The sequence below is a fragment of the Flaviaestuariibacter terrae genome, assembly GCF_054777635.1.
In genome coordinates this window covers 121,419-139,903 of record NZ_BAAHAL010000004.1, presented here as the reverse complement: position 1 = coordinate 139,903, position 18,485 = coordinate 121,419, and the positions used below count along the sequence as shown (strand labels likewise).

The following is an 18,485-nucleotide window of genomic DNA, read 5'->3' as shown; positions in this document are numbered from 1 at the left end:
CCCATCCCGAACAGAGAAGTTAAGCCCCTCATGGCCGATGGTACTGCACCAACATGCGGGAGAGTAGGTAGCCGCCATATTTATTACAAAATCAGCCCCACAGTAATGTGGGGCTTTTTTTATGCGCCGAACATCCGGTTCTCCTGAGACTGCAGTTCCTACCGTATCATGACCATCGCGTACTGCGCCTTCCCCGGTCAGCGCCGGCGCATCTGGGTTCCATCGCTGCCTTTTTCGTCGATTGCTTCGATAGGAAAAAGGTGCTGCTATCCGGTTACCCGGGGTTCCTGCTGGGCACCCTGCTGCAGCACAGCAAGCCGTGGTTGCCGCCGAATGAGTTTTGAGCGGTGCGCTCCCCCCGATTCGCTTACTTTTGCGGCTCACTAACCTTCCTTATGGACCGCGATTCTTTGCTATACGCCTACCGCCAGATGTACCGGGTCAAGCAGATGGCCGAAACCTACGAGGCCAACCGTACGATCACCAAGTACGTGCACTCCACCTCGCGCGGGCATGAGGCGATCCAGCTCGCCACCGCGCTGCAATTGCTTCCCTGCGATTGGGTGAGCCCTTACTACCGCGACGAAAGCCTTCTGCTTGGTTGCGGCTGGAGCCCGTACGAGCTGATGCTCCAGCTCCTGACGAAGGGAGACGATCCCTTTACCGGTGGGCGCTCGTATTACAGCCATCCCAACAGCCGGCAGGCCGATCGTCCCAAGATGATCCACCAAAGCAGCGCCACGGGGATGCAGGTGATCCCTACGACGGGTTTGGCCCAGGGCATCCAGTACCTCGAGCGCATTGAATCGCCGCTTCTGCAGAAAGGCCCCGACGGCGAGCTCCCGGTGGTGATCTGTTCACTGGGCGATGCGTCGGTAACGGAGGGCGAAGTGAGCGAGGCCTTCCAGTTTGCCGTGTTGAAAGAGCTTCCGGTGATTTACCTCGTGCAGGATAACGAATGGGGGATCTCCGTGACGGCGGCCGAGGGACGGGCGATGGATGCCTATGAATACGCCGCCGGCTTCAAAGGCCTCAACCGCGTGCGCGTGGATGGCACCGATTTCGAGGCCTCCGCCGATACGATGCGCAAGGTGGTGAACCACGTGCGCGCCAACCGCCGTCCCTGGCTGGTTCACGCCAAAACCTGCCTGCTCAATCACCACACGAGCGGTGTCCGCAAGGAATTTTACCGAAGCGAGGAAGACCTGGCGAAGCATGCCTGCAGCGATCCGCTGATCCTGTTGCGCCAGAAGCTCGCCGGTACCGTAGATCCTGCGGAGTTAACGCGGATTGAAGAAGAAGTTACCATCGAAATCAAGGATGCCTTTGAGCGCGCGGTGGCGGCGCCCGAGCCCGATCCGGCGCGTGTGGCCGACCACGTATTTGCGCCGACACCGGTAACGGAGGAGCGCGGTGAGCGCACGCCTGCCGGAAAAGACAAAGTGATCATGGTGGACGCGGCGCTTTTCGCGATCCGCGAGCTCATGGCCGAAAACCCCGAATGCCTTCTTTACGGGCAGGATGTGGGCAAGCGCCTTGGTGGTGTATTCCGCGAAGCGGCTACCCTCGGCGAGCAGTTCGGCGACCACCGTGTATTCAATACCGCCATCCAGGAAGCTTATATCATTGGATCGACGGTGGGCATGAGCGCCGTTGGCCTCAAGCCAATCGTAGAAGTACAATTCGCCGACTATATCTATCCTGGCTTCAACCAGCTGGTGACCGAGATCTCGAAAAGCTGCTACCTCTCCTGCGGCAAGTTCCCGGTATCGAGCATCATCCGCGTGCCCATCGGGGCGTACGGTGGCGGCGGTCCGTACCACAGCGGTTCCGTGGAATCGACGCTGCTTACAGTAAAGGGGATCAAGATCGCGTACCCGTCGAACGCAGCCGATATGAAGGGCCTGCTGAAGGCGGCCTACCTCGACCCGAACCCCGTGGTGATGCTTGAGCACAAGGGCCTTTACTGGAGCAAGGTGCCGGGCACGGAAGACGCCAAGACCGTGGAGCCGGCAGCCGACTACGTGCTGCCTTTCGGAAAGGGTGCCGTGGTACTGGCGGCTGACGATGAAGCCGTCGACAACGGGGAAAGCTGCTGCGTCATCACCTACGGCATGGGCGTGTATTGGGCGAAGGCGGCGGCGAAGAATTATCCCGGGCGCGTGGAGGTCATCGACCTGCGCACCCTCTTCCCCCTCGACGAGGAGCTGGTGTTTGCAACCGTGCGGCGTCATGGGAAATGCCTCGTGCTTACCGAGGAGCAGCAGAACAACTCCTTTGCCGAGGCGCTCTCGGGACGTATCTCCAAAGCCTGCTTCCGCTCACTCGACGCGCCGGTGGAAGTACTCGGCGCGCTCAACCTGCCGGCGGTTCCGCTCAATACGGGCCTCGAGGCGGCGATGCTGCCGACAGCGGCAAAAGTGTCGGAGCGGCTGGGACAGTTGCTCAACTACTGATAGACGGCCGCAAGCGGCCTGGAGCGCGAAGTCGCTACGGCACGACGGCACGATAGAATTGCCAAGTAATAAACGAAGAAGCCTCGCATTGCGGGGCTTCTTCGTTAGCTATCGTTGTGCCGTTGTGTCGTCGTGTCTTTGCGTATGAGCGCGCCTGCGCGCTTAATCCACCAGGTTGTTCTTGACGGCGAAGAAGACGAGGCCGGCGGTGTTCTTGGAGCCGAAGCGTTCCATGAGGCGGTCTTTGATGGCTTCGACGGTACGGTTGGAGATATCCATTTTCTCGGCGATCTCGGTGGCCGTGTACTCCATGCAGATATATTTCAGCACGTCTTTTTCGCGGTCGTTGAGCACGATCTCGCTGTTGAGGGAGGGGATCGTCTTCTGGCGGCTGTGCGCCTTCTTGAGGAGGATGCGGTTGACGAAGTTGTTGAGGTAATAGCCTTTCTCGTACACGTCGATAATGGCCTTGCGGATCTCCTGGGGCTCGGCGTTTTTGAGGAGGTAGCCCTGGGCGCCGTTCTCCATCATGTGCGACACAAAGCGCTCGTCTTCGTACATGCTCAGTACGATGATGTGGATGCCGGGACGGTCTTTGGAAAGCTGCTTGGTGGTTTCGATGCCGTCTTTGATGGGCATCCGGAGATCCATCAGTACGACATCCGGGTCGGAAAGCGCGATGCCGTTGAGGAGCTCCTCACCGTTTTCCGCTTCCTGAACGAATTTGATATTGGCGTATTGGCGGAGCGACAGGATGACGCCCTTGCGAAAAATCTTGTGATCATCGGCGATCGCCACTTTAATGACTTCCATAGGTTCTTGCTACCTCGGGGCAAAGTTAGGATTTATTGGACCTCCTCACGGGGCACCTCGAGGGTCACTTTGTAATAGGTTTGGGAGGCGTCCTTCTCGAAGAGGATCTTTCCGTGGGCCACGCGGAGGCGGCTGCTGATATTCTTGAGGCCGAGGCCCGTCTTGCTTTTGTTGAGGCGCTCGAAGTCGGCCTGCACGATGCCGCGGCCGTCGTGGTGGAGGCGGAGGACGAAGTTGTCGCCCTGCATGTGCTGGGTGATGTGGATGAAGGAGGAATTGGAGTGCTTGAGGATGTTGTTGACGAGTTCCTGGATGACGCGGAAGATGAGCAGCTCGGTATCGGGGCGGAGGCGCTCGCGGTACTCGTGGAAGCGGCTCGACACATTGAGCTGGCCGGAGCCGCCGATCTTCTGCACCAGGTCGTTGACGGCGCTTTCGAGGCCGAAGTTGCGCAGGGTAGGGGGCATCAGCTGATGGGAGATGTTGCGGATCAGCTGGATGGTGTCGTCGAGGATCTGGCGGGCCTGGAAGATGCTCTGGAGCTGCGTGGCCTTGTCGAGGTTCACCAGGTTCTCGTTGAGGTAGAGGCGGGCCGTGGCCAGCAGCGGGCCGGCATCGTCGTGGAGGTCGGCGGCAATACGCGAGCGCTCCTCCTCCTGGAGTTTCACGGATGCGTTGAGGAGCACCTTCTGCTGCTCCTGCTCCATTTCCTGCAGGGTGTTCTGGTAACGAATCACCTTGCGCTGGTGGAAGATGATGAAAAGGATGAGGCCGGCGACGAGTACCAACATACCCAACGTGCCTAATAGTAGGGCGGTAGAAACTGATGTGGCTGTCGTTGCTTGTATTAGGAACATATTTATCTGCTACAATATGCCTGGTTCGGCTCTGAGTGAAAAAGGTAGGTATCTGTTTTTCATGAATGTCATGATGCTGACGACGAATGCAACATTCTTTAAAATAGCACACAAATTTCCAAACATCCAGAAGATGTGGCGGGTTCTCGTATCTACTTGATTCGCGAAAACGTATAGGAAGAAATTGCCAGCGAGGTAAACAAGAATGCCCGCCACAATCCAAAAGGAGAAGCGGGTATACAATGGACCTTGCGAAACGTTGTCCATTTCTTCAAAAAGGAAGTAAAACGCGTAAATGAGCAGAAGAATAGATTCCACGCCAATGGGCACGGAATCTAAAACGTTTTTTGGGCCGTAAAATCGATAAATCAACCAAAAGGCTGTAAACCCAATACTCAGAAAAAAAATGATCTTTTTGGCAATTTTCGCTTTAATAATGTGAAAAAAGGCCCGAGATAGGAGAGTGTACTCAACGAGAGTAAAAATTGAATAAAGTAACAGTGTCACGCGCATCGTGACGAACTGAGTGGAGAAGTTGGTTAGAAATTCAAAGCCCGCATACAGTGAAATAACTTTCAGGACCTTGTTTTTCCTGCTTTGAGTAAATGTTAGGAAGAAGACCAGGCAAGGCAATAGCGGAATATAGGTCGCTATATAATAAAAAAGGTCTTCTATAGTTTTGGTCATCGACCAAATATAGAAAACCTTTCAAATCTTTTTAAGTTTGCCTTATACAGCGTCCCACCAAGCCGCATCCGGGGGAATCGGGTCTGTGGGGAGGGAACGGTAGATAGTTTTCGTTTTCATACCAGTAAGTTTTCGTTTTTAGGTGGTGTAAAATTGAACATCACCGAAACCGAAGGGAATAAGTGAAATTCCTTATCGTCTAACCGATTTCGCTTTGAAACTCAGTGGTATTGGGATTTTACCTAACTATTCGAACGGAGGAATACGATTGAAAAAGCGAAATTCTACGTACCAAAAATAGTAAAATTACTATCTAAATATGGTGTCTTTACGACGACTTAGCCTAGATTTCGAATTTCAGATAGCTAATTGATTGAATCGGATGCTTCCGGACGTTATAGACTAGTATAAGCGTTAAGATAATTATCAGCAGCAAGTGATAAGTATTTATGATAATGGCTAGCTGCGCGTTCGATTGCATTTTCAAGAAGGCTGAACATGGGAAAAAAAGTAACGACAACACAACATAGCAGAAGAACGCATACATAGTTGGCGTCACAAATGTGGACATTATATTTTCCTTGTATAGCGTCAAGTAGTATACCGTCAAGTAAATGGTGAAGAAGGCATAAGAAAGCCCAGATGCCAACTCTCCCAAAATTCTGGCCTCAGCCGACGATTGTGCACCACTAAGCGCGATAAAAATTATGAAGTGGACCACTAAAAGAAGTGCTCCAAGGAGCCTAGCGAAAGATTTCAGGGAAGGAACATTTAAGTCATAGTTCACCAGTTCAATACATAGATAATACTCAACAATTACAAAAAGGCCGTTAATGACTTCATAGGTTTTGCCAAAAGATGTCCACGAATATTTTGGCCTAAGGAGTTTAAATATTACAAAGTAGATATCGGCAGAAAGAAAAATTACAAAGAAGCCAACGCAAAAAATTGCTCCGATCTTCTTTAGATGGACCTGCCTTTTTGACTGCCGAATTGAAAAGAAGGAAAAGAGTAATACCGATTCGACAATCGGTTTGCAGTAAAAGCTCTCTTTCCAATCATTATTTACGTTGTGGATTATTCGTTCTAAAGTTGTCACTGCAATTATTTTTTGTTTAATCCGTCACCAACCCATTTTTCACCGCGAGCATCGCAAGGCCAACGCGGCTTTTGACATCCAGCTTGAAGAACAGCGCATCGCGCAATACGTCCACGGAACGGGGTGTCAGCTTCATTTCCTGGGCGATCTCCTTATAGGTGCGGTCGGAGCAGACCAGCTTGAGGAAGCGCAGCTCCTGGTCGCTCAGCATCGTGTTTTGACCGGGCGGCCGCTCGCCGGCGGCCTGCTGCCGGAACATGTTGGCCAGCTTGCCCGCGGTTTGCGATGAATAATAGAAGCCGGTTTCGATCACCGACTGGATGGCGCAGCGTAGCTCGGTGGGGGAAGCGTCTTTCTTGATAAACCCTTTTACGCCCAACTGAAGCAGCCGGATCAGCGCGAGCTCTGAATCGTACATCGTCAGCATCAGCGTACTCACCTGCGGAAAGTCGCGCTGCAGGGCCTCGGCCGTGTCGTAGCCGTTCAGGTGCGGCATGTTGAGGTCGAGGAGTACGATGTCGGGCACTTTGCCGGCGCGTATTTTCTCCAGCAGCTCGGAGCCGTCGCCGGATTCGTGCAGGACAGCGCAGTTCTCGAACCCGCTGACGAGGTGGGAGAGCGCGTTACGGAGCAGGATGTGGTCGTCGGCCAGTGCGATCTGGATCGTTTTGTTCTTTTTCATGCGGGTCGCCTATTGGTAGTTCAAAAATGAATTGTGTGCCCTCACCGGGAACCGAATGCACCGAAAAGGATCCGTACAGAAGCTCCACGCGGCTGCGGAGCGTATGGATCCCGGTTGATTTTCCGCGCTTGGCGACCACTTCCTCGGTCGTAAACCCAACGCCGTCGTCGCGCACTTCCACGCGGATCCGCTCCGGTGCGTACAGCAGGCGGAGGCTCGCACTCGAGGCTTGGGCATGCTTCAGGATATTGTTGAAGCATTCCTGTACCGACCGGAAGACCAGCAGTTCCTGCTGCGCCGTGATGAAAGCCGTCTCACCCGTAATCTCGAATTCAATCTGCAGCTGCGACACGCGCCGGATGCGATCGATCTCGGCCTTCAGCGCGTTGAACAGACCCTGCTGGTGAATGATGTCGGCATTAAGGCCGCGGGAAATGGAGCTGAGGTCGTTGATGGCGCCGCTGATAAGTTGCTGCGCGCTTTCGGCCATGTCCTTCACCGGAAGCAGCTCGTTCATCTGGTGGAGCGTCAGCTTGGCCAGCGTCAGTGAGAGGTTGATATTGTCGTGGATCTCCTGGGCAATATTCTTGAAGGTCAGCTCCTGGATCTCGATCTGGGAGCGCAGCAGGTTCTGGGCGTGCTCCGACTTCAGCGCAAGCAGCGAGGCCTGGAAAGCGAGGTGGCGTTTCTGGTTCATCAGCAGCAGGGTCATCAGCACACCCAGCACCGCGGTGATAACGATGATGGTGGCAACCAGGAACACCGCGATATACCGGGGCGGTGTGAGATTGTGCATGAAACTAAAGTTAACAGCCCCCTTCAACTTTCGTATGGGAAAAAAAACAGTTTTTGATGGGATTTTTCCCATGGCCGGTTTACAACAGCGCTGCATCTTGTGATTTACAGCGCCCGGCGTGTTTTTCTCGCGGCGCTTCCGGAAAAAAAGGCGGCCGCGACGGGAAAAGCATCAGGCCAGAGGCGCGCGGACCGGTCTAGCTTCGGGACATCGCTAAACCTATGACCGTATGAAACGCATATCCTTCCTCGTGCTGCTGTCGCTGTGCCTCCTGCGCAGCGCAGCCCAAGGGGCCCACGGAGCGTCGCTTGCCGATTCGCTGGCGGAGCCCGCGCCCGCTGCCGGCAACCCGCAGCTCCGGAGCTACGCCGCTACGGCCAGCCTCCTGGATGCGGCGCTGACGTCGCTCAATTCCATGCAATCGCTGGTGAGTAAGGACAATTACCGCAACCGCGTACAGGCACTTAACAACCCCGCCTCCTCCGAACTTGGCTACAGCCTCGAGGGGGAGATCCAGGCAGCGTTGCAGCCGATCCTGTCTAAAGCCCGGAGCGTCGCTCCTTCGAAGTTCAGCCAGGTGGTCAGCTCCCTGCTCCAGGCGCCGAAGCCAGCCACGGGAAGCCTCTCGCTGCTGCCGACGCTGAGCGCGCTTGTGAGCAACCTCGCGATCCAGGAAAAGCGCGTGACACGCGAGGATGTCGATTCCTTCCTGCGGCGAAGCGCGCGGTATTTTGCACCCTACGAGCAGCTGCACGCGGCCAACGAGCGCTTCGAGCAACAAGTGGCGCGGCTTAACGGCCGCCTGACCGAACTGCAATTCGACATCCGCGAGTACACGCTTGACATTGTGACGCTGCTGCATCCCCGCGAGCCGCGCGGCGCACTGCGGCAACGACCGCTCGAGGAGTTGCTCCTGCAGTATCTCGACGGACCGGTGCTTGATACGACCGCCGTGCCTTATCCCAGCGACGGGGTGAAGGGAGCGAAGGATATCTGCAACAACGTGGAGAAGCTTTTCCGCGAGTACCAGAAGATCTACGGTGACAACTACAACGACATCCGCGGCATCGTGCAGTCGGCGCGGGCGCTGGGCCGGAGCGGCGCTCCTTCTGCCGATGCAACGCTGCGCGAGCTCGAGACGCTTTACAATGAAAGCGCGCAGGCCGACGTGCTCAACCTCCGTCTGCGCACCCTGGCCGGCCGCCTGCAGGCGCTCGTGCTTACGACGCAGGCCGCCCGTTAGGTCCATCGTCTCTTTAACGCCCTTCGCCACGCAATGAGGCCCGCCGGCTGTTTTGAACGAAGCAGTGCGGAATTTATTTCGTATACTCGCAGACCGCGCCGGGCGGGCTCTGAACGGGCAAATGCGCTACATTTGCGCCAGTCCTACAGAGCGAATCGATACTTATCAAAAACCAACCACCGAAATGACCGCGACCCAGCAGCAGATCCGGGTGGCCATTGCCGACGATCACAAGATCTTCCGCGACGGGATCAAGATGGCCCTCACCGGGCGCAACTACATCAAGATCCTGTGGGAGGCAGAAGACGGCAAAGACCTCCTCCACAAGATGAAGATCAAGCAGCCCGACGTGCTGCTGATGGACATCCGGATGCCCGAAATGGACGGTGCCAACGCCATCTCGCTTCTCCGCAAGGAGTACGAGGAGGTCAAGATCATCGTGCTTACGATGTACGACGACCAGGAGATGATCACCAAGATGATGGAAATGGGCGCCAATGCCTACCTCACCAAAACCACCGACCCCGACGAGATCTACGAGGCCATCCTTACCGTGATGAACGACGAGTTCTATTTCAACGACCTCGTAAACAAGGCGGTGCTGCTGAAGCTCCAGTACAAGAAGAAGGTAAAGCAGTACTACCCCAACACGGTGCAGTTTTCCGAAAAGGAGCTCAAGATCCTCAAGTGCATCGCCGAGGACAAGACCACCGAGGAGATCTCCAAGGAGGTGTTCCTGAGCCCCCGCACCATCGAAACGATCCGCCAGAAGATGAAGGAAAAGGTGGGCGCCAAAACGATCGCCGGCCTGGTGATGTACGCCATGCGCAACCGCCTCCTCGAATAATCCCCCGAACGCAATTGGAGAATATCAACGACCGCTTTTTTGACGGCCAGTACCGCGAGGTCTGGCGCCGTACCATCCCCGCCGGCCTTACCGCCGCCGAGTGTGATTTCATCCAGCAGGCTGCCGGCCTCGGTGCCGGCGACGCCGTGCTCGACCTCCTCTGCGGCTATGGCCGTCATGCGCTGGAGCTCGCCCGCCGCGGGCAGCCCGTGACGGCTGTGGACAACTCGGCGCCCTATATCGACGAGATCCGCGCCGCCGCTGCCGCCGAAAGCCTCCCCGTGGAGGCCGTCTGCGCCCCGGCCCTCGACTACCGTGCCGCCGCCGGCGCCTATGCCGCGGTGCTGTGCATGGGCAACTCCTTTGCCTTCTTCGACGCCGCCGATACGGCGCGCTTTTGCCGGCAGATCGGCGAAGCCCTGCGCCCCGGCGGCCGCTTTATCCTCAATAGCTGGACGGTTGCCGAGGTGGCGCTGCGTCACTTCCAGGAGCGTGTGTGGAACCGCCTCGAAGGCTATAAGTACCTTGTCGAAAACCGCTGGCTTTCGGGACCGAGCCGGATCGAATCGGAACATACCCTCGTGAGCGACGCCGGCGTGGAGACCCTCCAGGCGGTGGATTATATCTACAGCCTCAACGAGCTCGAAGCCTTCTTCGGCGCGGCCGGGATGGAGCTCGAAGGGATCTGGAGCACGCCGCGCAGGCGCCCCTTCCGCCCCGGCGACCCGGTGGCCTATATCGTGGCCAAAAAGGCCGGCTAGGTGAAAGTGCCTATTGCCCGCGGCCTATACATAGCGTAATTTTACGATGTCAAAAGACGTAGTTGCCCGCAGGCTTCGGTAGGAAGATGCAGGTACCTTTGCCTTGGTTAATTTACGCAACCAATAGCTGTTATGAAAAATCCTGAAGACCGTATCAAAGTGGCGATCGCCGACGATCATCATCTTTTCCGCACCGGCGTGCGGACTTCCCTTTCCGCGTACCGCGACATTCACATGGTTGCCGAGGCCGAAAACGGCATGCAACTGCTCAACCTCCTTCGTCATATCCACCCCGACGTGGTGCTGCTCGATATCCAGATGCCGATCATGGACGGCCTTGCGACGCTCCCTGAGATCAAGAAGCTGTATCCCGATGTGAAGGTGATCATGCTTTCGATGCACAACGACCACTCGATGATCAGCCGCATGATGGAGCTCGGCGCGAATTCCTACCTCACCAAGGAGTCGGATTCGGAAACGATCTACCAGGCGGTGAAGACCTGCTTCGAAGACGAGTTCTTCTTCAACGACCTCACCAATAAGGCGCTCCTCAACCGCCTCCGCACGCGCAATGAGCCGAAGGATATGGACCTCGACGCGCCGCTGACCGACAAGGAAAAAACCATCCTCAAACTGATGTGCGAGGAGAAGAGCACCAAGGAGATCGCCGAGATGGTCGAGATCTCGCCGCGCACCGTTGAAGCCATCCGCGACAAGCTCAAGGTAAAGACCGGCGCCAAGTCGATGGCCGGCCTTGTGATGTACGCCGTGAAGGCGGGGATTGTGGCGCAGGCCTAAAAAATATCGAATATCGAATATCGAATATCGAAGTGAGCCCCCTGAGAGCGGGGCTTTTTCGTGGGCCTATCCGTAGTTATACGGCCCGGAGGGGGGAGCGCTGGCTGTCGAGGCGGGCGATGAGGGCTTCGATGCTTTGACGCCACGCCGGCCCGTCGTGGTCGTTTTCGGACCAGAGCTCCCGGAGCTCGGAGCTGTCGGAAAGTAGCTTGCGCAAAGCGGCGATTGCCTTACTGCGGAAGGGGGCCAGGTCTATGTCGGGATGGCGATCGGGAAAGCTGTCGATGGGCAGCGGCTCTTCGTCGCCGGCCTCGGTATAGCGGGTGCCATTGAGCTGGCGATCGACGTATGCTGCCGCCACGATAGCGGCACTGCCGGTGTCGGCGTCGAGGTAATCGCTTTCGAGGGATTCGGAGAAAATGTCCCCGATCATATCTACCGGGTCATCGGTTTCCTCGATGTCGTCCATGTAATCGAAGGCCGCGTCGCTCTCAAAGTAAGAAGGTCCCCAGGCACCCATATGGAAAGGTTTTGATGGCCTCCAAATTAGCCATTCGCCGGTGATTTCCGTGCCCAACGGGTTCCCTGCCTTATTTTGCGGCATGCCGCTCATTTGCCACAACGGTCGTTTTGTCGATGCTTCGGCGCCGGTGCTCCCCGGCGACAACCCTGCGTTCAAGTGGGGCGAGGGCCTTTTCGAGACGATGCGGATGACGCAGGGACAAATCCCGCTCGCGCGGCGGCACTGGGCCCGGCTCGAAGAAGGGCTGACGCGGCTCGGGATGAACGATGCCGCGCTGCAGCCGGCGGTACTGGAAAATTTGCTCGGCGAGCTTGCGCTTCGCAACAAATGCCAGGAGCGCGCCCGCCTGCGGCTGCAGGTGTACCGCGAGGGCGCGGGTCTTGGCTTCGTGGCCGAAGCAGCGCCGCTTGATGGTGCCGATGCCGGCTGGAACGAGCGCGGCTGGCAGATCGAAGTGTTTGCCGACGCGCGGATCGCCGCCGACGCTTTCTCCTCGCTGAAACGCTCCAATTATCTTCCCTACGTGCTTGCCGCGCGCCGCGCCGCCGACCTGGGCATCGATGAGTGCTTCCTAGTCAATGCGTGGGGCAATGTGTGCGACGGTGCAAGGACCAACCTGTTCGTTGTAACGAACGGGCAGCTGCGGACGCCACCGCTCTCCGAAGGCCCGATCGATGGCGTGCTGCGCCGGCAGCTGCTGGAGTTACGCGCGCAGGAGGGAGAACCTGTAGAGGAAGTGCCGCTGACAATGGAAGACCTGCTCGCCGCCGACGAGATCTTCCTGACCAATGCCCTCCGGGGCATCCGCTGGGTGGGCCGTTTCCGGCAGCGGAACTATGGCTGCGCTGTTTCCAGAGACCTTTATGCCCGCCTCGGCGAACCTTTCGGCGAGCCGGTTGTTGGGTAAGGCGTGACACAAGCCCTCAGCATTTTCTGGTTTCGCCGCGACCTCCGTCTCCACGACAACCGCGGCCTCGACGCCGCCCTTCGCAGCGGCCGCCCCGTACTGCCCGTTTTTATTTTCGACCCTCTGATACTGGACCGCCTCGAGCCCGACGACCGGCGTGTTCCCTTTATTTATGCGGCTCTGGAACGCCTGCAGGAAGGATTGGTAGCCGCCGGCAGCGCCCTGGAAGTGCTCCATGCAACACCCGAAGAGGCTTTCCGTCAGCTGTCCGAGCGCTACTCGATCGAAGCGGTTTATACCAACCACGATTACGAGCCTTATGCCCGCGAGCGGGACGCCCGGATCGGAGGACAACTCGCGGAGCGTGGCATTGCGTTTCATACCTACAAAGACAGCGTACTGTTTGAGAAAGACGAAGTGCTGAAGGATGATGGCGCTCCTTACCAGGTGTACACTCCTTACTACAAGAAGTGGCGGGCAAGGCTGCGCGCCGAAGGAATACAGCAGGCTCCGTCGGAGAGCGGTCTCCCGTATTTCTACAGGCGGCCGGCTGCCGCGTGGCCGACGCTTCCCGCTATGGGCTTCACGGCTGAAAAAACAGTTCTCGAAATCCCCTGGCCCGGCGCAGCGCTGCTGCGTGGCTACCACGACAATCGCGACAAGCCCGCCGTGGCCGGCACGTCACGTCTTGGTCCGCATCTCCGCTTCGGTACCGTGAGCATCCGTCAGCTGGCAGAGGCGGCCGAGGAGCACAGCGAAACATTTTTGAAGGAGTTGTGCTGGCGCGAATTCTTTTGCCAGCTGCTCTGGCATCACCCCGATACGGAGCATGCCTTCAAGCCAGAGTACGACCGCATTGCCTGGCGCGATGATGAAGAAGGCTTTGCGCGCTGGTGCGAAGGCCGTACGGGCTACCCGCTCGTGGACGCAGGCATGCGCGAGCTGGCGGCCACCGGCTTCATGCACAACCGGGTGCGGATGGTTGCGGCCTCTTTTCTCTGCAAGCACCTGCTCATCGACTGGCGCTGGGGCGAGGCCTGGTTTGCGCGGCAGCTGCTCGACTTCGAGCTTGCTTCGAACAACGGCAACTGGCAGTGGGTGGCGGGCTGCGGCTGCGATGCGGCGCCCTACTTCCGGGTGTTCAACCCGGAGCTGCAGGCGCAGCGCTTCGACCCGCAGGAAATTTATATCCGACGCTGGGTACCCGAATTTGGAACGGATGCCTACCCCGCGCCGATCGTGGAGCACAAGCTCGCCACGGCGCGCTGCATCGCGGCCTACAAGAAGGCGCTGGGCAAGGAGACGCTTAGCCTATTCCCATAAGCGGGGTGCCGCCGAGCCGGTGCTTTCCGTATAAATACGGGCAAAGGTGTCGATGGCATGCCGGCCCTCTTCGCCGAAATCGGTGGAGTAGTTGTTGACGTACAGTTCGATGTGCTGCCGCATCACCGATTCTTCCATGGCCTGCGCATTCTGCTTAACGTAATCGCTCAGCGCCGGGTAGTCGTGGAAGGAGCGCACCAGGCTCTCGCGGATCTGCGTCTCCACCTGCCGTGCCACTTCCTCGCCGAGCGAGCGGCGGATCGCGATGCAGCCCAGCGGGATCGCCGCATTGTTCTTCTCCTCCCATACTTCACCCAGGTCGGCCACTTTTACGAGTCCGCGCTGGTGATAGGTAAAGCGATTCTCGTGGATGATGACGCCCATGTCGACCTGGCCGCTGAGCACGGCATCCTCGATCTCCGAAAAAAGCATCGGCACGCGTCGCGTTACCATGGGGAAGGCATGGTGCAGCAGGAAGTTGGCCGTCGTGTTTTCACCGGGGATGGCTACGGTGCAATGCTCAGGGCTCGGGAGATCCACGAGGCGGCGGGCGATGAGCAGCGGGCCTACGCCTTTGCCAAGCGCTGCGCCCGAGTTGAGCAGGCGATACCGATCGCTTACGCCGAAGAAGGCCGGGAAGCTGAGTTTCGTGACATCCAGCTTTTCGTGGGCCGCCCATTCATTGAGCGTCTGCACGTCTTCAAGCACAGGGTCATACGACAGCCCGCCGAGTTCGATGCCGCCGTTGACGAGCGAGTCGAAGATGAAGGTATCGTTGGGGCAGGGAGAGAAGCCAAGGGTCAGTTTCATAGAGAAAGAAGTTGAGGGATGAGTGTGTCGAGCTGGCCGTTGAGGGCCGCGATGCTGTCGCGCAGCCGCCAGCGGGCCTTGTCGCGCTCACCGATATAGTTGGAGAAAGAGCGCAGCTGCAGGAAGGGAAGGTCCCATTTTCGTGCCGCGTACTGAAATGCCGCGCCTTCCATCGATTCGGCCACCGCGTTCCAGGCACGTCGGTAGTAATCGATCTGTGCGGTATCCGTAGAAATGCTGTTGACGCTGACGGCATCGACGACCGGAAGCCCGGAGCGTTCGGGAAGCCCGCTGTCGTTGGGCAGCCGCCCGCCCCGCCAGGGCGCGCCGTCGGGCGCACCAAAGCCGAGTTCGAAGCTGCTCCGGAAGCGGCCGTTCTCATATACGCCCTGGTCGCCAATGCCGTCGGAGCCGATGGCGACGACCGAAGCCAAGGGGCGATCCGGGTCGAGGCAACCCGCGATACCGGCCTGGAGCAGCAGCCGGGGCCGCTCGGTGGACAGGCGATCCGCGAGCGCGAAGGCGGTTTCGACAAGCCCGACGCCGCTGATGAGCACGTCGACGCGGCCGCCCCAGTCGCCAAGGCGGTCGAGCGTGGGCTGTACTTCAAAGGCGGTGGCCGAGCAAAGCAGGAGGTCGGGCATGGCGCAAAGCTAACGAGGGGGGCAGAAAAGTTTCGGGAGGTTTTGAAAGGTTTTGAAGGGTTTTGGAAGGGTTTGGTGGGTTTTGCGAGGGAGGCGGGAATGAGGCAATAGGGTCAGGGACGCGTCAACCGGGTTATCTTTGCGGAAATTTCCCGAACTGATGGTATTTCTTACGCGTGTGGAGCATTTTAATGCGGCGCACAAGTTATATAACCCGGCCTGGACGCCCGAGCACAACGACGAGGTGTTCGGCAAATGCGCCAACACAAACTGGCACGGGCACAACTATGAGCTGTATGTAACGGTCAAAGGGCGCCCGAGCGCAGATACCGGCTTTGTGATGGATGTGAAAAAGCTGAGCGGCCTCATTAAAGAATTCGTCATCGAAAAGGTGGACCACCGCAACCTGAATTTAGATGTCGATTTTCTCGAGGGGCAGTTCTGCTCCACCGAAAACCTGGCCATCGGCATCTGGAACCAGCTGAAGCCGCAGCTTCCCGAAGGCGTGGCGCTGCATTGCATCAAGCTGTACGAGACGCCGCGGATCTACGTCGAGTATTTCGGCGACGAAAATTAGCACCCGGTTGACTGAACCGATCTTACATTTAGGTGTTCTGCGTTTTACGTTTTAGGTTTCCAAGGGAAAGGCATCCGGTACCCGGTGTCGGCGCCTGCAACCCGGGATTCAAAACAGAGAACGTAGAAACATAAAACGTTTTCATGGGAGAGAGAGTTTCCGTTTTTCGCCGCGAGCATTTCAATGCCGCACACCGCCTGTTCAATCCCACGTGGAGCGAAGAGACCAACGCCAAGGTGTTCGGCAAGTGCAGCCTTCCGCATTACCATGGTCACAACTACGAGCTGGAGATCAAGGTCACCGGAGAGGTAGACCCGCGCACAGGCTTCGTGATGGACATGAAAGTGCTGTCCGACCTCGTGCAACAGCAGGTGGTGGAGCGCTTCGATCACAAGAATCTCAATCTCGACACCAAGGAGTTCCAGCAGCTGAATCCCACGGCCGAGAACATTTCGATCGTCATCTACCGGCTCCTACGTCCGTATATCGACCAGCACCTCGACCTGAAGCTGCGGTTGTACGAGACGCCGAGGAACTATGTTGAGTACCCGACGGAGTAATTGGGGATGTAGGATCCCGGATGGAGGATCTCGGATGTAGGATCTCGGATGTCGGATCTGGATTTTGGATTTCAGATTTTGGATTTCAGATTTTTTGCAGGTGTTAGGACAAAAATTTCAAGCTTTATTTATTTCTGAAGAATGGCTTATCATAAAAAAGAATACTACGACCAGGATGTTACGGAGGGCATGATGGATGCCTACAAGCGGATCATCGAGCTCACCGGTGAGGACGCGGGCCGTGAGGGTCTTTTGAAAACACCGGAGCGCGCCGCGAAGGCGATGCAGTTCAACACGCAGGGCTATACGCTCGATGCGGTGCACATCCTGAATTCGGCGCGCTTTCGCGAGGATGTGAGCGAGATGGTCATTGTAAAGGATATCGAGCTGTACTCGATGTGCGAGCATCACCTGCATCCGTTCTATGGCAAGGCGCATATCGCTTATATCCCCAACGGGTACATTACGGGCCTGAGCAAGCTTGCGCGGGTGGTGGACGTCTATGCGCGCCGACTGCAGGTGCAGGAGCGCCTCACCACGCAGGTCCTCGACGCGATCCGCGAAAGCCTCAACCCGCTCGGTGTTGCCGTCGTGATCGAGGCCAAGCACCTGTGTATGATGATGCGGGGCGTGCAAAAGCAGAACTCGGTAACCACCACCTCCGCGTTCTACGGCGAGTTTCTCGACAACCATGTCACCCGTAACGAATTTCTCAAGCTGATCGGCTCGAGCCTCTCGTAGGGCCTGTTGCCAGGTTTACCTGCAACAGCTTGACCAATCTGCAGCCATGGGTAACTCCCATGGTTTTTCTTATCCGGAATGGCCGGCCTTTGCCACCCTGATCGGCGGGCGGATCGGTAGAATTGCTGACCATCGGGCGCGGGTTCTTTACCCGGCCCGGGCGAAACCGGGAGACAGCGAATGAACACGAAGCCCTAATTTTGCTCACTTCGGTCCGCCGGCTCCAACATCCTTTCGGAAATACCGTTATCAAGAATCAGCAACCGATAAACAGACCAGTAGATCAATACAGTACAACCATGAAACACGCATTTGTTTTTCCCGGCCAGGGTGCCCAGTTCAGCGGGATGGGTAAGGCTCATTACGACAACAGTGCCTTCGCGAAGAAGTTATTTGAGCAGGCCAATGAGCAATTAGGATTCCGCATTTCCGATGTAATGTTTCATGGCTCGGATGAAGACCTGAAGCAAACGAAGATCACGCAGCCGGCGATCTTCCTGCATTCCGTCATCGCCTTCCGCGGCATCGAAGGTGCGCGCCCCGACATGGTAGCCGGGCATTCGCTTGGCGAATTTTCGGCGCTCGTTGCCAACGGCACGCTCAGCTTCGAAGACGGACTTCGTCTCGTGAGCCTCCGGGCCCAGGCGATGCAGGCTGCCTGTGAGCAGACGCCTTCCACGATGGCAGCTGTGTTGGGACTTGCCGACGACCAGGTCGAAGCTATCTGTGCGCAGGTGCAGGAGGAAAGCGGCGAGGTGGTTGTGCCGGCCAATTACAACTGTCCCGGCCAGCTCGTGATCTCCGGAAGCATCAAGGGTGTGGAGATCGCCTGTGAGCGGCTGAAAGCGGCAGGTGCGAAGCGCGCGCTGCTGCTGCCTGTTGGCGGTGCCTTTCATTCGCCGCTGATGGCTCCCGCGCGCGAGGAGCTCAGTAAAGCCATTACGTCAACGTACTTTAATACACCGTCCTGCCCGGTATACCAGAACGTGGCGGCGCGCGGGATTATCAACAAAGACGAAATCAAAGAAAACCTGATCGACCAGCTCACGGGTGCGGTGAAGTGGACGCAGTGTGTGCAGGCCATGATCGGTGATGGTGCGTCGCAGTTTACCGAATGCGGTCCGGGCAAGGTGTTGCAAGGTCTTGTTGCGAAGATTGACAAGACAGCGCAGACGGACGGGTTCCAATAAAATTTGCAGTGCGTCAGAAGGCAAGAGCAACCGCATCAGGTAGTCGGATCGCCTTGCTGCCGCTGTTGCCCTGTCGATCATCTTCGTAGTCGCCGTATTCAACCAGGCGAAGAACGACGCTGGCCTGTAAGGATACAGCACGCCATAAAACAAAAAAAGCCGGATGCATGC

The 18,485-nt window shown here is 57.4% G+C and carries 20 protein-coding genes and 1 rRNA gene; 12 read left to right on the top strand and 9 right to left on the bottom strand.

Translation table 11 applies throughout. The annotated features are described in order from the left end of the window. Positions 1-80, top strand: a 5S ribosomal RNA gene (rrf, locus tag ACYU7Z_RS00675); the annotation flags it as partial. A 315-nt stretch (positions 81-395) separates the two neighbouring features. Beyond that, positions 396-2,456: an alpha-ketoacid dehydrogenase subunit alpha/beta gene (locus tag ACYU7Z_RS00670; protein ID WP_460566592.1), complete on the top strand. Its 2,061-nt coding sequence runs from the start codon at positions 396-398 to the stop codon at positions 2,454-2,456. A 162-nt stretch (positions 2,457-2,618) separates the two neighbouring features. Here the strand turns inward: ACYU7Z_RS00670 and ACYU7Z_RS00665 are convergent, their stop codons facing one another. From ACYU7Z_RS00665 to ACYU7Z_RS00645, 5 genes are all read right to left on the bottom strand, one after another. Further along, positions 2,619-3,269, bottom strand: coding sequence for a response regulator transcription factor (locus ACYU7Z_RS00665; protein ID WP_460566590.1), 651 nt, complete (start codon positions 3,267-3,269; stop codon positions 2,619-2,621). 32 nt (positions 3,270-3,301) lie between these two features. Further along, entirely contained in the window at positions 3,302-4,060 is a 759-nt protein-coding gene (locus tag ACYU7Z_RS00660; protein WP_460566588.1) for a sensor histidine kinase, read from the bottom strand. A 75-nt stretch (positions 4,061-4,135) separates the two neighbouring features. Beyond that, a complete protein-coding gene (locus ACYU7Z_RS00655; protein WP_460566586.1) occupies positions 4,136-4,813 on the bottom strand; it encodes a hypothetical protein in 678 nt (225 codons plus the stop codon). A 1,115-nt stretch (positions 4,814-5,928) separates the two neighbouring features. Further along, on the bottom strand, positions 5,929-6,594 hold the full coding sequence (locus ACYU7Z_RS00650; RefSeq protein WP_460566584.1) for a response regulator: 666 nt from the start codon (positions 6,592-6,594) through the stop codon (positions 5,929-5,931). Continuing rightward, a complete protein-coding gene (locus ACYU7Z_RS00645; RefSeq protein ID WP_460566582.1) occupies positions 6,536-7,390 on the bottom strand; it encodes a sensor histidine kinase in 855 nt (284 codons plus the stop codon). Before ACYU7Z_RS00645 ends, ACYU7Z_RS00650 begins: the two co-directional genes overlap by 59 nt. Positions 7,391-7,619: 229 nt before the next feature. On the opposite strand from ACYU7Z_RS00645, the gene ACYU7Z_RS00640 reads away from it, so the two are divergent. The 4 genes from ACYU7Z_RS00640 (at position 7,620) to ACYU7Z_RS00625 (ending at position 11,039) form a co-directional block, all read left to right on the top strand. Further along, positions 7,620-8,633, top strand: coding sequence for a hypothetical protein (locus ACYU7Z_RS00640; protein WP_460566580.1), 1,014 nt, complete (start codon positions 7,620-7,622; stop codon positions 8,631-8,633). A gap of 184 nt (positions 8,634-8,817) precedes the next feature. Beyond that, positions 8,818-9,480: a response regulator gene (locus tag ACYU7Z_RS00635; protein ID WP_460566578.1), complete on the top strand. Its 663-nt coding sequence runs from the start codon at positions 8,818-8,820 to the stop codon at positions 9,478-9,480. Positions 9,481-9,494: 14 nt separating this feature from the next. Further along, complete coding sequence (locus ACYU7Z_RS00630) at positions 9,495-10,241, top strand: class I SAM-dependent methyltransferase (RefSeq protein WP_460566576.1); 747 nt, start codon at positions 9,495-9,497, stop codon at positions 10,239-10,241. Positions 10,242-10,373: 132 nt separating this feature from the next. Then, positions 10,374-11,039 (top strand): response regulator, encoded by a 666-nt coding sequence (locus ACYU7Z_RS00625; protein WP_460566574.1) that lies wholly within the window; start codon positions 10,374-10,376, stop codon positions 11,037-11,039. Between the two features lie 76 nt (positions 11,040-11,115). Here ACYU7Z_RS00625 and ACYU7Z_RS00620 read toward each other — a convergent pair whose 3' ends face one another. Continuing rightward, on the bottom strand, positions 11,116-11,559 hold the full coding sequence (locus ACYU7Z_RS00620) for a DUF4259 domain-containing protein (protein WP_460566572.1): 444 nt from the start codon (positions 11,557-11,559) through the stop codon (positions 11,116-11,118). A gap of 82 nt (positions 11,560-11,641) precedes the next feature. Here ACYU7Z_RS00620 and ACYU7Z_RS00615 point away from each other — a divergent pair, with 82 nt between their 5' ends. Together ACYU7Z_RS00615 and ACYU7Z_RS00610 are read left to right on the top strand one after the other, a co-directional pair. Then, on the top strand, positions 11,642-12,469 hold the full coding sequence (locus tag ACYU7Z_RS00615) for an aminotransferase class IV (protein ID WP_460566570.1): 828 nt from the start codon (positions 11,642-11,644) through the stop codon (positions 12,467-12,469). Positions 12,470-12,472: 3 nt separating this feature from the next. Continuing rightward, positions 12,473-13,792, top strand: coding sequence for a cryptochrome/photolyase family protein (locus tag ACYU7Z_RS00610; RefSeq protein ID WP_460566568.1), 1,320 nt, complete (start codon positions 12,473-12,475; stop codon positions 13,790-13,792). Here ACYU7Z_RS00610 and ACYU7Z_RS00605 read toward each other — a convergent pair. After that, positions 13,781-14,602 carry a 1,4-dihydroxy-6-naphthoate synthase gene (locus ACYU7Z_RS00605; protein ID WP_460566566.1) on the bottom strand — a complete coding sequence of 274 codons (822 nt, stop codon included), beginning with the start codon at positions 14,600-14,602 and terminating at the stop codon, positions 13,781-13,783. The two genes, ACYU7Z_RS00610 and ACYU7Z_RS00605, sit on opposite strands and share 12 nt — an antisense overlap. After that, a complete protein-coding gene (locus ACYU7Z_RS00600) occupies positions 14,599-15,246 on the bottom strand; it encodes a nucleoside phosphorylase-I family protein (protein ID WP_460566564.1) in 648 nt (215 codons plus the stop codon). Before ACYU7Z_RS00600 ends, ACYU7Z_RS00605 begins: the two co-directional genes overlap by 4 nt. A gap of 160 nt (positions 15,247-15,406) precedes the next feature. Here ACYU7Z_RS00600 and ACYU7Z_RS00595 point away from each other — a divergent pair, with 160 nt between their 5' ends. The 4 genes from ACYU7Z_RS00595 (at position 15,407) to fabD (ending at position 18,314) form a co-directional block, all read left to right on the top strand. Further along, complete coding sequence (locus ACYU7Z_RS00595) at positions 15,407-15,823, top strand: 6-pyruvoyl trahydropterin synthase family protein (protein WP_460566562.1); 417 nt, start codon at positions 15,407-15,409, stop codon at positions 15,821-15,823. A 143-nt stretch (positions 15,824-15,966) separates the two neighbouring features. After that, on the top strand, positions 15,967-16,383 hold the full coding sequence (locus ACYU7Z_RS00590; protein ID WP_460566560.1) for a 6-pyruvoyl trahydropterin synthase family protein: 417 nt from the start codon (positions 15,967-15,969) through the stop codon (positions 16,381-16,383). A 141-nt stretch (positions 16,384-16,524) separates the two neighbouring features. Next, positions 16,525-17,124, top strand: a complete 600-nt coding sequence (gene folE / locus ACYU7Z_RS00585) for a GTP cyclohydrolase I (protein ID WP_460566558.1) — start codon at positions 16,525-16,527, stop codon at positions 17,122-17,124. Between the two features lie 299 nt (positions 17,125-17,423). Next, complete coding sequence (fabD, locus tag ACYU7Z_RS00580; RefSeq protein ID WP_460566556.1) at positions 17,424-18,314, top strand: ACP S-malonyltransferase; 891 nt, start codon at positions 17,424-17,426, stop codon at positions 18,312-18,314. A gap of 13 nt (positions 18,315-18,327) precedes the next feature. Here the strand turns inward: fabD and ACYU7Z_RS00575 are convergent, their stop codons facing one another. Then, positions 18,328-18,483: a hypothetical protein gene (locus ACYU7Z_RS00575; protein ID WP_460566555.1), complete on the bottom strand. Its 156-nt coding sequence runs from the start codon at positions 18,481-18,483 to the stop codon at positions 18,328-18,330. Positions 18,484-18,485 lie beyond the last annotated feature (2 nt).

What these genes read in the sequence shown, in the direction of transcription:
- ACYU7Z_RS00670 (WP_460566592.1), top strand. Translation starts at nt 396, where the DNA reads ATGGACCGCGATTCTTTGCTATACGCCTACCGCCAGATGTACCGGGTC.
- ACYU7Z_RS00665 (WP_460566590.1), bottom strand. Translation starts at nt 3,269, where the DNA reads ATGGAAGTCATTAAAGTGGCGATCGCCGATGATCACAAGATTTTTCGC.
- ACYU7Z_RS00660 (WP_460566588.1), bottom strand. Translation starts at nt 4,060, where the DNA reads ATGTTGGTACTCGTCGCCGGCCTCATCCTTTTCATCATCTTCCACCAG.
- ACYU7Z_RS00655 (WP_460566586.1), bottom strand. Translation starts at nt 4,813, where the DNA reads ATGACCAAAACTATAGAAGACCTTTTTTATTATATAGCGACCTATATT.
- ACYU7Z_RS00650 (WP_460566584.1), bottom strand. Translation starts at nt 6,594, where the DNA reads ATGAAAAAGAACAAAACGATCCAGATCGCACTGGCCGACGACCACATC.
- ACYU7Z_RS00645 (WP_460566582.1), bottom strand. Translation starts at nt 7,390, where the DNA reads ATGCACAATCTCACACCGCCCCGGTATATCGCGGTGTTCCTGGTTGCC.
- ACYU7Z_RS00640 (WP_460566580.1), top strand. Translation starts at nt 7,620, where the DNA reads ATGAAACGCATATCCTTCCTCGTGCTGCTGTCGCTGTGCCTCCTGCGC.
- ACYU7Z_RS00635 (WP_460566578.1), top strand. Translation starts at nt 8,818, where the DNA reads ATGACCGCGACCCAGCAGCAGATCCGGGTGGCCATTGCCGACGATCAC.
- ACYU7Z_RS00625 (WP_460566574.1), top strand. Translation starts at nt 10,374, where the DNA reads ATGAAAAATCCTGAAGACCGTATCAAAGTGGCGATCGCCGACGATCAT.
- ACYU7Z_RS00620 (WP_460566572.1), bottom strand. Translation starts at nt 11,559, where the DNA reads ATGGGTGCCTGGGGACCTTCTTACTTTGAGAGCGACGCGGCCTTCGAT.
- ACYU7Z_RS00615 (WP_460566570.1), top strand. Translation starts at nt 11,642, where the DNA reads ATGCCGCTCATTTGCCACAACGGTCGTTTTGTCGATGCTTCGGCGCCG.
- ACYU7Z_RS00605 (WP_460566566.1), bottom strand. Translation starts at nt 14,602, where the DNA reads ATGAAACTGACCCTTGGCTTCTCTCCCTGCCCCAACGATACCTTCATC.
- ACYU7Z_RS00600 (WP_460566564.1), bottom strand. Translation starts at nt 15,246, where the DNA reads ATGCCCGACCTCCTGCTTTGCTCGGCCACCGCCTTTGAAGTACAGCCC.
- ACYU7Z_RS00595 (WP_460566562.1), top strand. Translation starts at nt 15,407, where the DNA reads ATGGTATTTCTTACGCGTGTGGAGCATTTTAATGCGGCGCACAAGTTA.
- ACYU7Z_RS00590 (WP_460566560.1), top strand. Translation starts at nt 15,967, where the DNA reads ATGGGAGAGAGAGTTTCCGTTTTTCGCCGCGAGCATTTCAATGCCGCA.
- folE (WP_460566558.1), top strand. Translation starts at nt 16,525, where the DNA reads ATGGCTTATCATAAAAAAGAATACTACGACCAGGATGTTACGGAGGGC.
- fabD (WP_460566556.1), top strand. Translation starts at nt 17,424, where the DNA reads ATGAAACACGCATTTGTTTTTCCCGGCCAGGGTGCCCAGTTCAGCGGG.
- ACYU7Z_RS00575 (WP_460566555.1), bottom strand. Translation starts at nt 18,483, where the DNA reads ATGCATCCGGCTTTTTTTGTTTTATGGCGTGCTGTATCCTTACAGGCC.